Annotated in this window: 10 protein-coding genes; 7 read left to right on the top strand and 3 right to left on the bottom strand. The window is 42.9% G+C overall.

What is annotated here, in order from left to right:
* Positions 1-33: 33 nt before the first annotated feature.
* The 3 genes from HGO23_RS03700 to HGO23_RS03710 all read left to right on the top strand — a co-directional run bounded on the left by HGO23_RS03700 (position 34) and on the right by HGO23_RS03710 (position 2674).
* On the top strand, positions 34-1113 hold the full coding sequence (locus HGO23_RS03700) for a cysteine protease StiP family protein (RefSeq protein WP_099135536.1): 1080 nt from the start codon (positions 34-36) through the stop codon (positions 1111-1113).
* Positions 1114-1126: 13 nt separating this feature from the next.
* The gene (locus HGO23_RS03705; protein WP_099135535.1) at positions 1127-2080 is read left to right on the top strand and encodes an HpcH/HpaI aldolase/citrate lyase family protein; all 954 of its coding nucleotides are present in this window, start codon (positions 1127-1129) and stop codon (positions 2078-2080) included.
* Between the two features lie 90 nt (positions 2081-2170).
* A complete protein-coding gene (locus tag HGO23_RS03710; RefSeq protein ID WP_038268072.1) occupies positions 2171-2674 on the top strand; it encodes a hypothetical protein in 504 nt (167 codons plus the stop codon).
* A 46-nt stretch (positions 2675-2720) separates the two neighbouring features.
* On the opposite strand, the gene HGO23_RS03715 is transcribed toward HGO23_RS03710, so the two are convergent.
* On the bottom strand, positions 2721-3215 hold the full coding sequence (locus HGO23_RS03715) for a TIGR00645 family protein (RefSeq protein ID WP_099135534.1): 495 nt from the start codon (positions 3213-3215) through the stop codon (positions 2721-2723).
* A 381-nt stretch (positions 3216-3596) separates the two neighbouring features.
* On the opposite strand from HGO23_RS03715, the gene HGO23_RS03720 reads away from it, so the two are divergent.
* The gene (locus tag HGO23_RS03720) at positions 3597-6794 is read left to right on the top strand and encodes an autotransporter domain-containing protein (RefSeq protein ID WP_209028002.1); all 3198 of its coding nucleotides are present in this window, start codon (positions 3597-3599) and stop codon (positions 6792-6794) included.
* Between the two features lie 107 nt (positions 6795-6901).
* Here HGO23_RS03720 and HGO23_RS03725 read toward each other — a convergent pair whose 3' ends face one another.
* Both HGO23_RS03725 and sbcD read right to left on the bottom strand, forming a co-directional pair.
* Positions 6902-10627: an AAA family ATPase gene (locus HGO23_RS03725; RefSeq protein ID WP_209028003.1), complete on the bottom strand. Its 3726-nt coding sequence runs from the start codon at positions 10625-10627 to the stop codon at positions 6902-6904.
* Between the two features lie 28 nt (positions 10628-10655).
* Positions 10656-11927, bottom strand: coding sequence for an exonuclease subunit SbcD (sbcD, locus tag HGO23_RS03730; protein ID WP_209028004.1), 1272 nt, complete (start codon positions 11925-11927; stop codon positions 10656-10658).
* A gap of 302 nt (positions 11928-12229) precedes the next feature.
* Here sbcD and phoB point away from each other — a divergent pair, with 302 nt between their 5' ends.
* From phoB to brnQ, 3 genes are all read left to right on the top strand, one after another.
* Complete coding sequence (phoB, locus tag HGO23_RS03735) at positions 12230-12919, top strand: phosphate regulon transcriptional regulator PhoB (RefSeq protein ID WP_209028005.1); 690 nt, start codon at positions 12230-12232, stop codon at positions 12917-12919.
* Positions 12920-13068: 149 nt separating this feature from the next.
* The gene (gene phoR / locus HGO23_RS03740) at positions 13069-14490 is read left to right on the top strand and encodes a phosphate regulon sensor histidine kinase PhoR (RefSeq protein WP_099135530.1); all 1422 of its coding nucleotides are present in this window, start codon (positions 13069-13071) and stop codon (positions 14488-14490) included.
* Positions 14491-14970: 480 nt separating this feature from the next.
* Entirely contained in the window at positions 14971-16305 is a 1335-nt protein-coding gene (gene brnQ, locus HGO23_RS03745) for a branched-chain amino acid transport system II carrier protein (protein WP_099135651.1), read from the top strand.
* The last annotated feature ends 559 nt before the right edge of the window (positions 16306-16864 follow it).

Here is a 16864-nt window from a genome sequence, read left to right on the forward strand (position 1 = left end):
GGTTTTTAATACAACTATCGGAACTATAAATAAATGAATGGCTTTCCTCCTTTTTCTGGTTCTTATGCTGCCGATGATATTCAGTTTTTGCTAAAACCCATTCAGATTGAAATGACATCGGTTGAGGTTAAAGAGCAGTTAATTCAATCTGGTACTCGCCATTATTCCGATATGTTGAGTCAGGAACCAGTGCCAACCTCTTATCATCTAGATCTGTTCGATAAAGCGTTGCAACTGGGAGCAGCCAGACTGGCGACGGAAGTTGTAATGCTTGCCAAGTCTCTGATATCACGCTTTGGTGATACACCGATTGTGCTGGCGAGTTTGGTCAGGGCGGGAGTGCCTTTAGGCGTCATGCTGCATCAGGCTTTGCGGAAGATGGGAAAACGTTCTTACCACTATGGGATCAGTATCATACGGGATCGTGGCATTGACAACGTAGCGCTGTCATATATAGAGCAGCAGCATGGTACGGAGGGTCTGGTATTTGTAGATGGCTGGACAGGCAAGGGCGCAATCACGACAGAATTATCTCGCTCGTTGGTGGGACGAGCTGGCTATTCAGGGATTCCTCGTTTGGTGGTGCTGGCTGATCCTTGTGGATGTTCATGGCTGGCAGCCAGTGATGATGATTGGTTAATTCCTTTCGGCATCATGGGGGCTCCCGTATCAGGGCTGATATCGCGTTCAATTTGGCGTGAAGAAGGATTGCACGGCTGTGTGAAATGTGGTCATCTGAGTGAGTTTGAATGCAGTAGGTTGTTAGTTGATACTGTCGCGGAATACCGTGATCGCTTAGATTTGACGACCGTACCAGCAGCGGATTGGCAACCGCAGGAAAAAACGGCTTTGCTGCAATTGAGTAAAACCGTAATTTCAACTCTTGCTGACATGTATAAGATCGATAATATTAACCGTATCAAACTCGGAATTGCAGAAGCAACCCGCGCGGTTTTGCGGCGTGTGCCAGAACAGGTACTTGTTCGATCAGTGGATAATCCTGATATCGCTTTGCTGATTTATTTAGCGCAGCAGAAAAATGTTGCTATTACAGAAGTGGGCGATCTGATAGGCCAATATCGCGCGGTAACGATTATTAAAAAAGTAGTATGAAAAAGGTAGTCTGATGAAATCGATCCCTTCTGCAAATCAGCTTGGTGCAACGCTGTATGTACCAGCGACTCGTCGGAATATTACTGAAATTATGCTGCGCAATAAAGTTGTGGGGCTGCGCTCTTTGGTGATCTGTCTGGAGGATTCAGTTACTGAACAGGATATCCCCCATGCTATCAAAAATCTCGTGTTTGTATTACAGACACTGGCAGAGGCAAAGAATTCTGTTGCCGATATTAAACATCCTCCTCCTTTGATTTTTATCCGTCCACGCAATGAATCAATGGGACGATATCTGGTCGATACTGTTGATCTTAGCGCTGTCGCTGGTTTGGTTTTGCCTAAATTTACGCAGGAGTCATTATCTGAGTGGTGGGAGATCGTCGCTGCAACCCATCTTGGGATCATGCCGACATTGGAAACTGAAGATGTTTTTGATGTGCAACAAATGAATCGGCTCGCCGATAAGCTTAAATCTCACCCTTGCTATGAGCGTATTATTGCCTTACGTATTGGTGGTAACGATCTGATGAACCTGATTTCTATGCGGCGCTCGCGTGACCTTACTTTATATGATGGCCCGATGGGGTATGTGATCAAAATGCTGGTAGCTGTTTTTGGCTCGCGGGGTTTTTATTTGACTGCACCAGTTTGTGAGCATATTGATAATCTGGCGTTACTTGAGAAAGAGCTGGCACTGGATATAGCTCATGGCCTTGTTGGGAAAACGGCCATTCATCCTGGGCAAATAGAACATATTCATCGGGCCTTGATGGTGAACACTCGTGATTACGATGATGCCTTACAGATTCTCAATTCAAATCAGGCGGTATTCAAATTCCAGGGGGCAATGTGTGAACCTGCTACGCACTGGCGTTGGGCAGTGAATATTCTGGAACGAGCGAAATATCATGGCATCTGTTCGAGAGCTGGTGGAGAAAACTATGGAACTTTTAACCTGTTTTAATATTGATTTACCAGAATGAAAAGCTATGCTGGCTGTTGTGTTTATAGTTGATATTAGGAATTAGTATTCCTGACCCGGTAATTGAAAACGATGTTACTTAGCCCTAAACAACTTAGAAATTTTAAATTAACTTTGCTGCTTTCGCATGAAAAGCCTGTCAGTAAGGTGAAGGTGATCGAGGCACTCAGTTGTTCTGAACCGACACTGACTCGCACCTTAAGAGAATTGAGGGATCACTATTGTGCTGACATCCGGTTTAGCAAAATGGGAAATACTTACCAATTAGTTGATAAGGGGATGTTAACCAGAAAAGAAGTACGCAGAATTGAAGAACTGCTTGCTCAGCATAACAACTTTAAATCTAAGGAGGCTACCAGTCATGTCTACCTTGATAAGGAGAAAAAAAGATCGATTTCTCTGTCGTTGAGGATGTCTGTTATCAGAAAAATAGATGGGCTGTCCAATAGGCTCGGAGCGACCAGAAGTGAAACGGTTGAAATGGTTGTAGACAGGTTTATTGAGGAATTACAGAAAGAAACAGCCCGTAGCAATTCATCACGAAAAAAAGTGGTTTCCCGTAATGCCAGCAAATGATATCAGGCTGGCATCAGGGGAGAGACATGCTGGATAGAATTCCTTGCTAATGATGGTGGCGTGTAAGTTTATCCAGATATCCCATTACAAAGGCTGATATCACAAAAGTGAGGTGGATAATGACATACCACATCAATTTATTGTCTGGAACATTGCGGGCATCCATAAAGATACGCAGTAAATGAATTGATGAGATGGCAACAATAGAAGCCGCAACCTTATTTTTGAGTGAAGTCGCGTCCATTTTTCCCAACCAGTTCAACTTTTCCTTGTTTTCCTCAATATCCAGTGTGGAAACAAAGTTTTCGTAGCCAGAAAACATGACCATTACCAACAACCCACCAACCAGTGCCATGTCAATCAGAGAAAGTAGGGTCAGGATAAGTTCTGATTCAGCAACCGAAAAGATATGTGGCAGGATGTGAATGATTTCCTGAAAGAATTTTATAGCCAGAGCAAACAGGGCCAGTGATAAACCAAAATAAACTGGTGCCAGTAGCCAGCGAGAGGCATACATAGCGTTTTCTATAAATCGTTCCATGGTGTTTTGAATATGTTGCAAAAGGAGCAGTATTATAGATCAAGATTGTGTGAGCTATGAAATACATCTCATTGTTTGTTCCTCCTTTATTGGGAGTTATCTCTGCCAGTAGCGGGAGATCTCCTTTCTCATTTAGAAGAAAAAACTTCCCCACCATAAATGTTATTCATTAGTACACCCTATTAAATAAAGTTACATAAATGAATATTAATTGTTAATTAATTGTGCAATTCTGCGTGTGTCATTATTGATTTATGTGGGATTTATTGGAAGAGAAAAATATCGCAGCGTTATTTGCGTCAATCCCTTTGAGTTCGTTACAGAGTTTTTTTGCGGTATGGCAATGACATTTTGGCAAATCAACAATGGACAGTGATTGAAATGAATAAGCAAAATACAGGTCTATTTAAGAACACCCCATCCGAAATTAATCTATTCAAAACTAATTTATTCAAAACGAAACCATGTGCACTTTGCTATGCCGTTGCTTGTTGTCTTGCGGCGGGCAGCGTCGGAGCATATGCAGAAAATTATATTGAAGCTGGTAAGTTGGGCAATCCTGCCAGTTGGCACTCTGGTGAATTCCTTGCAGAGTGGGGGCTTGGTGCGACTCACGCAGATGAAGCATATGCAAAAGGCTATACCGGTAAAGGGATCAAACTAGGAATATTTGATCAGGCTGTTTACGCTAAGCATCCTGAGTTTATGGGAAAAGATAAGGTGATTAACCTTTACACCTTCGGAATACGTGAGTATACCGATCCCTATATTGCGGTGAAGAAAGGCGATCCCTTTTCTTATGATGGTACACCAAGTCAGCAACTGGGAGGCAAATTGGGAAATCACGGTACTCATGTTGCTGGTATTGCTGCCGGTAGCCGTGATGGCGGAAAAATGCATGGTGTGGCCTATAATGCACAGATCATTAGTGCTGAAAATGGCGATCCCGGCCCTGAGGATGGCATTATTTTAGGTAATGACGGCGGTGTATATCAGGCTGGCTGGGATGCATTGATAGCAAGTGGGGCTCGTATTATCAATAACAGTTGGGGCATTGGTATTGATAAAAAGCTTGAAGATGCGGGGAAGGATCCCAAAGGGTCACATTTTCATCTGGAATATGCCCAGAAACAGTTCGATCAAATCAAACCGATATTAGGAACAAAACCAGGTGGTGCGTATCAGGGCGCAATTGATGCCGGGAGTAGTGGTATTGTGACCATTTTTGCTGCGGGTAACAGCGGTAACTATAATGAGCCGGATGCCATAGCGGGTCTGGCCTGGTTTGTACCGGATATTGCGCCAAACTGGTTGACGGTTGCCAGTGTGCAGAAGGATGCTAATAGCAGCAATAAAATTCCCTATAGTATCAGTGTTTTTTCGTCCCGCTGTGGTTATACGGCCAGTTTGTGTGTCAGTGCACCCGGAAGTTATATATATAGCTCAGTGATAAATGGAACAAGTGTGGATACGCTAAAAACCGATTACGAGAAATTCAGTGGTACTTCAATGGCAGCCCCTCATGCTGCCGGTGGTATTGCTATTCTGATGGAGCGTTTCCCGTACATGAGCGGTGCCCAGGTTTCTTCCGTGCTCCGCACTACTGCTACTGATATGGGCAAGCCAGGCATTGATGAGATTTATGGTTGGGGAATGATTAATCTCGGTAAAGCAATAAATGGCCCTGGCATGTTTTATACGGCAGAGGATATTCCAACTACTTTTCGTATTCCTGATCCAGAGGGTGTTGTTTATGGAGATGGACAGTTTGTCGCTGATATTCCCGGTGTTGGTGTTGTTCTCGACAGAGGCAAACCGACCGAACGTGTTTGTGAAGGCAGACAGTGTGAATTTGATATCTGGAGTAATGATATCAGTGGTCACGGTGGGTTAACCAAACAGGGTAATGGTACGTTACTTCTCACTGGTAAGCATACTTATTCTGGCCCGACATTAGTTAAACAGGGGGTATTGGGGATCAGCGATTCACTGACTTCCTCAGTCCTGGTAAAAGACAGCGGTGTATTCGGTGGTTATGGCACTATCGGTTCCCTTGTGGTTCAGCGTGGAGGAACGGTCAGTCCGGGCTATTCTGTTGGTAAACTCAGTGTTTCCCGTGAAGTTACCTTTGAATCTGGCTCTCGTTATGCTGTTGAAATCACATCTGATGGACGCAATGACAGCATCCATGCAGGGGATAAGGTACAAATCAACGGAGGTAAGGTAGAAATCGCTCTTCTGAACAGTAATAACCTGCTTTCCCGCGATAATCTTGCTGACGATAAAGCGTATAGCCTGACAGGTCAGCAGTATAATATTCTCAGTACAGAAAAGGACATCAGCGGGCGTTTTGATAAAGTTGGTTCGCACTATCTCTTTTTGAACACTAACTTGTCATATCAACCCAGTAAAGTGATGCTCAATATAGCACGTAATAATACCGCTTTTGCCGATGTAGCACTGACGCAGAATGAACGCTCTGTGGCTGGTGCTGTTGATTCCCTCGGTGCTGGTAATCCGGTTTACGAGAGTATTTTGCCTTCCACTTCTGCCGATCAGGTTCGACATGCTTTCAAACAACTTGATGGACAGATCCATGCGGATATAACTTCTGCATTGGTTAATGAAAGCCGTTACTTGCGTGATACCCTGAATGCCCGATTGAGGCAGGCTGAAGGCCGTTCGCTATCGTCCGGTATTTATGCGGAGCATAATAACGCAGATGGTAATTACGGATATAGCAATCACGGAGAGAATAAGGGCGCTTGGGTTCGGTTGCTTGGGGCATGGGGCCATGGTTCCGGTACGCTTAATGCTACTGGTTATCAGTCTTCCACTTACGGAATACTACTCGGAACTGACGGTTCGATTGATAATTATAGTCATTTTGGTATCGCCACTGGTTATACCCGTACTTCTCTTGACGGTGGCTACCGTACCAGTGCTGACAGTAATAATTATCACATCGCTCTTTATGGTGATCGTCGCTTTGGTGATCTGACACTGAGTACCGGAGGTGGATACACCTGGCATCGTATCGATACCAATCGCCCTGTTAATTATGGCTATCAGTACGATCGCGGAGAAGCGAAATATGGTGGCCGTACGGCACAGTTATTTGTTGAAGCTGCGTACAATCTGCCTATAGCTCCGGTAAATCTGGAACCGTTTATGAATCTTTCTTATGTCGGTTTCCGTAATAATGGTATTAACGAAAATGGGGGACCGGCGGTGCTTCAGGCCGATAAACAGCATACAGAAGCAACACTTTCCACACTTGGATTACGTGCTAACCATGATTGGCAGACCAAGTGGGGGGCTACTGTTGCCCTGCATGGTGAGTTAGGTTGGCAACACCAGTATGGTGAGCGTGAGCGCGCGGTGAGTTCAGCGTTTCGTGGAAGTAACAAAACTTTCATTACCCACAGTGTTCCGGTTTCGCGTGATGGACTTGTATTGAAGGCTAATGCTGAAATGACAGCAGGCAAGAATGTGTCATTTATGCTTGGTTATAGTGGATTGTTATCTTCTGCTCATCAGGACAATAGTGTTAATGCGGGTTTTGTCTGGCGCTTCTGACGATGGGTGTATAACTAATATCCAGAGAAATTATCAATGTTGCGCCGTAAAATCCGTCTTTGGACGGGTTTTACGGCAATCAAATACTTCCTCATAGTCTTGTTATATCAACTCCTGTTATGGCAATGAATGCTGAATTCCGGCGATAACTTACTGACCCCTAATCCATTCATTTTTTCTACTTTGATCTGCACAGGTATCCGCTCTTTCATCGCTTCAACATGGCTGATAACACCGATGGTTTTTCCTGTCGCATTCAGGTGATCAAGTGCATCCAGAGCGATATCAAGGGTTTCTGAATCCAGAGTACCAAAGCCTTCATCAAGGAACAGGGATTCTATCTGAGTTTTGTTGCTGACCAGATCAGACAGAGCTAATGCCAGCGCCAGACTAACGAGGAAACTTTCACCACCTGAGAGGGTTTTGGTATCTCGAATTGCATCGGCTTGCCAGGTATCGATGATCTGTAACTCTAATCCACCATCATCTTTGCTTTGTCGTTTGCGCTGTAGATAGTAGCGGCCGTGTAATTTTTCTAACCGAATATTTGCCAGATAGACTAAATGATCCAATGTTAGTCCTTGAGCAAAACGCCGGAACTTGGCACCATCAGCGGAGCCGAGTAAGTTATTGAGATAACTCCAGTCATCGTAGTTTTGTTGTGAAAGGGCAATTTGTGCCAGTAGTTCTTGCTGCTGATGCCGACGACTGGCATCGCTGTTGAGCCGGTTTTTTACTGCGCCTTGGAGCTGATTATTTTGTTTCAGTTCATCGGCAATATTAGCCAAGAGTTCGGTTACTTGTGGCGGTTCGTGTTGTTCCAGCAGTAACGGCGATTTTTCTCTATGCCGTTGTAATATAACTTCTGATTCATGATATCGTGTTTTAGCTTGCAGGCTCTGTTTGGTAAGTTGTTCTTGTAATTGTTGCAGAGCTTCTCGCTGTTCAGGCACCAGCAAAGCTTGCTCAAAAGTAGTTTGATGAGAAAAACCTTGTTGTTGCAACCCTTGCCGGAAAGCGTTGGATGCTAATGTACACTCGGTTTCGGCAGTGTGACAGCTTCGTTCAATTTGACTGGCTGCACCCGTTAATTGATTCATTTTATTCTGTAACTGCTGCAAAGCTGTCGTCGCTTGTTTATAGGCGGTATCCAATTCATTCGTCTTTTGCTGTAATTCCTGACGGACGGTACTGATGGATTGCTCACCAAAAAATTGATAACGCTCTTGTTGTGTTTGTTGCAATAGCAGTTTTTGTTGTTGTTGCTGTTCACTCAGTGCTTGCAGTTTATTGGTCAGCTTATCTTTTTGCTTTTCCAGTTCATTGAGTTTACTTTGCAGAGCTGCCTGCTCCTGTTGTAATTGTTGCCATCTTTCTCGCGAAGCATGATAGTTTTTTAATTCGTTATCACGTAACTGTAGCCAGTTCTCAACCTCCTGCGGTTCCGGTAGTACAAATGGCGTATCATATAATTCGAAGGTTAGCTGCTCTGTTGTGGCTGTGTATTCCGCTTCTATCTGGCGCAACTCTTCTGTATTTTCAGTTAATTGTCTCTGATAAGTCTCTTGCTTGACCTTTTCCAGGGCGATCTCTTGCTCGTAAGATTTGTACTGTTCACGATGATTCGATAGTGATTTTTCCGCAGCCTGATACTGTTTTTCAGCTTGTAATAGTGCTTCGTACTGTTTTTGGTGTTGTCGGTAAGCCGCTTTCCGTTGACTAATAAAGTGACCTACAGACTCTGTCTCTGCTGATAATTCATCTACTGTAAATTCAGAGGATTGTAGCTGTTGGCAATGGTGCAGCCATTGTTTATTCATCTCTGCTAGTTGAGATATGAGGTGTGTAATGGATTGCTGTAATTGCTCACTGCGTTCTTGCTGAAACTGCTGTTTTTGCTGTAAAGCGGAGCGTTCTCCTTGTAGCTGTTCTATTTTCTGGCTCAGAACTTTCAAGCGCTCTTCTGATTTTGGCAGGGCGATATTTTGGTATTCGGTGATCAAAGGGTGATGCGTTGCCCCACAAAGCGGGCAGGCTTCTCCTTCCTTCAATTGGTTGCGTTCTTGTTCCAGGCTGATGATCCGCTGTTCCAGACGAATACGTTCAGCTAAATCCTGATGGTGTTGCTGCGTTTCTGTTAATTGCAGTTCGAGAGCGGTTATCTGAGTTGGTAAAGGTTCCAGTAATGCCTGAGTTTGTGTGAGTTGTGCCTGATTATCTGAAATCGTTGCCTGTAATTGTTGGATCTGGGGCTGCAAAATCTCCAGTTGATTTTGTGAACTGAGTTGTGATTGGTAATCTGATAACTGTTTTTGTAACTGTTCCAATGGATGAATTGCCTGCAAGCTACTCAGTTCTTTTTCGGCAAGGATAAGTTCATTCTGTAATGGCTGGTTTTGTGTAGATTGTTGTACCAGCGTCGTATTTAAGACACTCAGGTGCTCATTTGTACAGGTTAGTTCAGTGGTAATTTGCTGGTTTTTTTGTCTGAGCCTGGTTATCTGGATCTGTTTTTCTTTCTGGCGAGAAAAGAGTTGTTTCCATTCAGGCAGTTTACTCTCCAGCTTACGGAAATAAGGGTGTTCTTCGTAGTATGTTTCCAGCGTTTTTTGTTCTTTATTCAGTGTGATGTACTGAGTTTTCGTCACTTGATATTGAGACAATATTTCTGTCAGTTCACGATTATATGCAGTAACTTCTTTCTCCTGAGTGAGCAAGTCTTTCGATTGAATTTCGATCTTATGATCAAGTGGCATAATGTGCTCAGAAATCAGTTTTTCCTGCCGCATATGATGCTGTATATGCTCTTTTTGGGTATTTTCCAGCTCAATCTGCTTTTGTTGGGCTGGTTGTAATAAAGAACATTGTTGTTCAATCTCATATGTTATTTTTCTGTGTTGTTCATCAAGCCGTTGCTTTTCATTAAATGCTCGATTTTGTGTATCCCACAATGGACGAAGTTTTTCGGCAGGTTCACTGGCAGCCAGTTGTTGTAATTGGGGGTGGGCATCTTGAATAGCTTGCTCAGCCTGCTGAAAAAGCAATTTGTTGTTAGTTAATGCTTGTTCTAATTCATTTTGTTGTACGAGCCAATGTTCGGTTGCCTGTAAGTCTTTAAGCTGCTGGTTGAGCTGAGTTTCTGCTGCGATAAGCTGTTGTTGCTGATTTTGGTATTCTTCTATCTGTGCCGGAGTTAATAATTCGATTGAAGAAGCTCTAGCTTGTTGAATATTTAATTCAGATTGGGCTTCTTTATGGCGTTGGTAAATTTCCTGCGACAAGATACCGTAAATTTCTGTACCGGTCAGTTCTTCCAGTAAATCGGCACGGTCTTTATCATCTGCATTTAAGAATGCAGCAAAATCACCTTGTGACAGGAGGATAGATTTAGTAAAGCGTTTGAAATCAAGACCAGTTATTTCAGCAATTTTCTCTTTTTTATCCGGTATTTTGTCAGCCAAAATCTTGCCTGTTTTTTTGTCTGCTAATTCTCCTTTCGGGGGCTGGAGTTTGCCTTCAGCTTGATTGCGGGCACGACGCTGGCTCCAGAAGGCACGATAAGCAACCCCTTTAACTTCGAACTCAACTTCTGACAGACATTCGGCTGTATGGCGGGTCATTAATTCATTCTGATTGGCTGAAATGGTGTTGAGCCGTGGGGTTTCGTGATATAAGGCGAGGCAGATAGCATCCAACAGGCTAGTTTTTCCTGCACCTGTCGGGCCGGTAATAGCAAATAATCCGTTGCTGGCAAAAGGCTCTGCTGTGAAATCAATTTTCCATTCACCCTGTAAGGAATTAATATTTTTTAGCCGTAAGCTAAGAATTTTCATGCTATTGCATCCTACTATTTTCTCTGAACTATTGTTTTTGAGCTGCTGTTTCTGAGCTATTGTTTTTGAGCGGCTGTTCTTGGGTATGTTGCTGAGCAATATCGTCCAGTGTTTGCCTGAACAGGGTAGTCAGGCGTTGTTTCTGCAGTTGATCGTCAATTTCAGCCAATGCCAGTCGTCTTTCGAAAACTTCGTATACACTCAATTCGGTAAGTATCTCTTTGTTTTTTTCCGATAATGATATTTGTCGTGTAGTTTTACTACGCCGTAGCAGGATGATTTCGACAGGCAGATCGACAGCCATAGACTGAATGCGTTTCTGGATGTCATGCAGGTAATCTTGAGTTGCAACTTCAATATCCAGCCAAACAGGACGTTCTCCCTGATAGTCACTGAAAGTTTGTAATTGTTCCTCGATTTGTTGCAAATTCCCCCGAATTAATTGCATTGGTTGATAAGCAGGAATGGGCAACAGGGTGACACTATTGAACTTATCCTCCTTAAATTCAACCAAACAAACACTTTTCTCTTGCCCGACTTCATCGAAACTTAAGGGGATTGGTGAGCCGCTGTAACGGATATGCTCAGCTTGATTGATCAGTTGTGGACGATGAATATGCCCCAGAGCAATATAGTCAGCAGGAGGAAAGGCCTGAGCAGGGAAGGCATCCAGTGTGCCAATATAAATATCCCGGACAGAATCTGTCGTAGAAGCCCCGACAGTGGTCAGATGCCCGGTTGCGATAATCGGCAGAGGGTGACCGAGCTGTTCCCGTAATAGACAAGCCTGTTGATAGAGCTGGTGGTAGTGTTCCGTAATAGCATCTTGTAGTGCCTGCTGTTTTTGCATGGCTGATTGCCCTGCTTGACTTATCATGATATCCCGTGGGCGCAGGTAAGGAATGGCGCAGAGAATGGCACCGGGTTGACCATTTTTGTTATTCAGTAACTTAATTTGTTGCTGGATATCCGTTTCTGCACAAGCAATGACGGTGGTGTTCAGGTAAGAAAATAGGGTCTTTGATTCATTGAGTGTGGCGACAGAATCATGATTTCCGCCAAGAATAACGAGCTGACAGCCAGTGGGTTGTAAGTCCACGACAAACCTATTGTATAACTCACGGGCGTAGCTGGGTGGAGAGCCCGTATCAAAAACATCTCCGGCAATAATCAGGGCATCAACCTGATATTCATTTATTTGCCCAATAAGCCACTGTAAGAAGTGTTGATGCTCTGCGGCACGATTTTTGGTAAAGAAATATTGCCCAAGATGCCAGTCTGACGTATGAATGATTCGCATGTTTTTTTACTCTGTTTTTCTTATCTTGCTTTTTTGCTCTGATTTATGTGTTGTTTCAGCTTTCCGCTTATTAATTATAATGAGTGCTCAAGGGATGTCGTGTGTAATTACGATTTCATTCGCAGGTTTTCGAGCAGCTTCGCAACAACAATGAAATATGACAGCTATGTAATAAATTCCCTGCAATGTTGATTACAGTTTTATGATGAAGACAGAAGGTGTTTCATAAAACTGTAATAAAATTGACTCACAATGAATTATTGTGAGTTTTGCTGACTTCAATAATATTGGCAGGATTAACCATGGTTAGACGTATTTTGGTTGTTGAAGATGAAGCCCCAATTCGTGAAATGGTGTGCTTTGTGCTGGAGCAAAACGGGTATGAACCTGTTGAAGCAGAAGATTATGATACAGCTATCGGGTGTCTGTCAGAGCCTTACCCTGATTTAGTATTATTAGACTGGATGCTGCCTGGTGGCTCAGGAATACAAGTTATTAAACAGATGAAGCGCAGCAGTAATACCAAAGATATTCCTGTCGTAATGGTGACTGCGCGGGGAGAAGAAGAAGATCGGGTTCGTGGGCTTGATGTTGGTGCTGACGATTACATCACTAAGCCATTTTCTCCGAAAGAATTGATTGCTCGTATTAAAGCTGTGTTGCGTCGTATGTCTCCCATGACAGCGGAAGATATTATCAATATGGATGGGTTAATGCTGGATTCCGTATCCCACCGAGTTTCCAGTCAGGGGCAGGATATGGATATGGGGCCAACGGAATTCAAACTTCTTCACTTTTTCATGACACATCCTGAACGTGTCTATAGCCGTGAACAGTTACTCAACTATGTATGGGGAGCTAATGTTTACGTGGAAGATCGTACTGTTGATGTGCATATCCGTCGATTACGTAAGGTGCTTGAAATCGGTGGACACGATAAAATGGTACAGACTGTGCGTGGTACAGGTTATCGTTTCTCCACCCGTTATTAATCTGTCTGGTTTTTATCGATAGGTTTTATGTGGACAGGTTTGTTGAACACTACTTAGTGAATAAAACCAGATGAACAAAATCAGCTAAACAAAGCTAAGTAAACCAAATAATTATGATGAACATTTAATTTCATGCCGGAGAGAATCACGTGCTGGAGCGGTTATCCTGGAAGCAGTTAGTACTGGGTCTGTTTATTTTTTGTCTGCCTGCAATTATTTTGTCTTTCTTTATTGGCCATCTGGCGTGGTTGCTGGTGGTGGCATTATTGCTGGCACTGGTATGGCATGGTTACAATTTACTGAAATTATCTGACTGGCTCTGGTTGGATCGCAGTATGTTACCTCCTTCAGGTCGTGGAGGGTGGGAACCCATATTTTACGGCATTTATCAGTTGCAGCAACGTAACCGTAAGCGTCGTCGGGAGTTGGCATTACTGATAAAACGGTTCCGTAGCGGGGCGGAATCATTACCGGATGCTCTGGTGATGATGACAGTGGAAGGTAATATTTTCTGGTGTAATCGCTTAGCTCAACATTTATTAGGATTCCGCTGGCCTGAGGATAATGGGCAGTCTATTTTTAATTTGCTTCGCTATCCTGATTTTAGTCGCTATATGGTTGCGGGCGATTTTACTTACCCTCTTTCCATTGAATTAAATAATAGTCATCTGATGGAATTTCAGTTAATGCCATATGCAGAAGGGCTACTATTGATGATCGCCCGTGATATTACACAAAAGCGGCGATTGGAAAATTTCCGCCGCGATTTTTTTGCCAATGCCAGTCATGAGTTGAGAACACCATTAACAGTACTGCAAGGCTATCTGGAAATGATGCAGGATCAGGAATTGGGTAGAGAAGCAAACCAGAAAGCGATCAGGACAATGCAGGAACAGATCCGAAGAATGGATGGTCTGGTTACACAACTATTGCATCTCTCCAGAATTGAAATCGGATCGCAGGTGGATATGCATGATGTTGTTGATGTGCCTGCTATGTTGGTTTTATTGCAGCAGGAAGTGCTGACACTGGCAGATAAACGGTATGATATTGCGTTTGATGTCGATGAAAAACTACGGGTTTTCGGGAATGAAGAACAACTGAGAAGTGCAATGTCGAACCTCGTTTACAATGCTATTAACCACACAGTGGAAGGTACTCGTATTGTAGTTAGTTGGTCTAGATCCTCTCAGGGAGCATTGTTCAAAGTCGAAGATAATGGTCAAGGGATCAGCCAAGAGCATTTACCGCGCCTGACTGAGCGTTTTTATCGGGTTAATCGTGCTCGTTCACGACAAACAGGTGGAAGCGGGTTGGGGTTGGCGATCGTGAAACATGCTTTGCATCATTACAATACACATCTCGATATTTCAAGCACTGTAGGGAAAGGTTCTACATTTAGTTTTTTGTTGCCTCAGCCGCTTGTTGTCTCCGATATATACCCAATGGATTTCAAGTTGCATCGCGGCGGCAAGGGAGCGACAAATTCGTCGGGAACGAATTTGTCCAGCCAAAGGCTGGCCTCCGGTGAGAGGCAGGAGCCTCTCATTAATCCCCGGGAGCATAGATAACCGTATGTTTATAAAAACGGTGACCGGGGTGGATGAGTGCAGCTAACAAAGAGGCAACTTGAAAGGCGAAGGATATAGGTAAACTGATTAAAAAAATCATAAGGTTAATGTAATTTAATGGTAATAATACGGGCAAAAAAATGATTTATTAATCAATGTGAATAAAAAAGTGCAAATCATATAGTGTGTATTCAATGATAGATGATAATAATCACTAGTTTTAAAAATTAGTTTAAGATATTACTCTGCTTTTTGGTTTGTTGCTTGCCTTTTGGCGTTATAAAAGTTTTACTTGGGGGTAGTTGTTGGCGATTCTAGCTGTTCTTTCCACTACCATTCTGTGTCTTGCGAGTATCAGGGAACAGATACTTATCACTGACTGTTAAATCAGGATCCTGTTTCGCCAGTGAAAATTCAAGTATTTGCAATAGTTACTATTGCATGTGCAATTCTTTCAGTAACAATAAGTTAACAATCATTATGACATACCGTTTATCATCTAAGGATATTTGGGCATTAGGCTTTATGACTTTTGCTCTGTTCGTTGGTGCGGGAAATATCATTTTTCCACCTATGGTTGGCTTGCAGGCGGGTGAGCATGTTTGGGTCGCTGCCGCTGGCTTTTTGCTTACTGCTGTAGGTTTACCTGTCATTACCGTTATTGCTTTGGCGAAAGTAGGGGGTGGAATTGAAGCTCTGAGTTCCCCTATCGGTAAAACAGCGGGTTTAATACTGGCGACTGTCTGCTATCTGGCTGTTGGCCCGCTGTTTGCAACACCAAGAACTGCAACCGTTTCTTTTGAAGTGGGTATCGCTCCGTTAGTAGGCTCCGGAGAACTTCCACTTTTCATTTACAGCATAATCTATTTTTTACTGGTGGTTCTGGTTTCACTTTATCCGGGTAAATTACTGGATAGCGTCGGACATGTGTTGGCACCAATCAAAATACTGGCATTAGTCATTCTGGGAGTTGCAGCTGTGTTATGGCCAGCGGGCCATTCTATTCCTGCTATTGAGACTTATCAGGAAATACCGTTTTCAAATGGTTTTGTGAACGGGTATTTAACTATGGATACCCTTGGCGCAATGGTATTCGGCATTGTTATTGTTAATGCTGCACGTTCCAGAGGGGTGGAATCTTCTTCATTGTTGACCCGCTATACCATGTGGGCTGGTTTGATTGCAGGGCTTTGTCTGGCTCTGGTTTACCTTTCTTTGTTCAAATTGGGGGAAGGCAGCGGCATATTAGTACCAAAAGCTGATAATGGTGCAACTATCCTGCATGCTTATGTTCAGAGTGTTTTTGGTAACTATGGAAGCTTCTTCCTTGCGGTATTGATCTTCATAGCTTGTATGGTAACTGCAATAGGCTTGACCTGCGCTTGTGCTGAGTTCTTCAGCCGTTATCTGCCGCTCTCTTATCGCACACTGGTTCTGAGCCTGGGATTGTTCTCCATGCTGGTTTCCAATTTGGGTCTGAGTCATCTGATTACTTTTTCAATTCCGGTGCTCACGGCAATTTATCCGCCTTGTATTGTACTGATATTGTTGAGTTTTACGATCCGTTGGTGGAATAACTTCACCCGTATTCTGGCTCCCGCTATGCTGGTCAGCCTGATGTTTGGGGTTTTGGATGCCATTAAATCATCTGAGTATTTATCACATTTACTGCCTAAATGGGCAACTCATCTGCCGTTGGCAAATCAAGGGCTGGCATGGTTAATACCGACTCTGTTGTCAGTGGTAGTATTTGCTATTTATGATCGCATTGCGGGAGAAGGCAAACTTCCAAAGCATGAAATCCAGCAGGGATAATGCTGATTACTATTCATTAATTCTTCTGTAAGAAAAACAATTCGGGCGGCATAAATCAATGCCGCCCTGATGCCTGTTGGCCCTGCCTTTCCTATAAAATAATAACAATATCTATCAAGAAATATAAAACTAAACTCCACTAGATTATACCTAATAAATTTGTTGCTGATAAATTCAATAATTATTAGAAGATGTTTGGTTGGTAAATTCAGGGTTATTGATAAAAATGAACAGAAAAATGCAAATCATATATTATTCATTCAATTATAGATAATAATAATCACTATTTTTAAAAATTAGTTTAGGATATTATTCTGCTTTTTGGTTTGCCACTTGTCTTTTGGCGATATAAAAGCTTTACTTATGGTCAGTTATTGGCGATTCTAGTTGTTACTATCATTTTGTATCTTACGGGTATCATTGAATATAAAACGCACCCCGCATTAAAGTAAGAATTTAGTCTCACCAATGAAAATTTCAGTATTTGCGATAGTTACTCTATTTATAGATGTAACAAAATGTATAGCATTTACTATTTCATATTTAATCTTTAACAATA

The sequence above is a fragment of the Xenorhabdus budapestensis genome (assembly GCF_017743015.1).
Classification (GTDB): Bacteria; Pseudomonadota; Gammaproteobacteria; order Enterobacterales; family Enterobacteriaceae; genus Xenorhabdus; species Xenorhabdus budapestensis.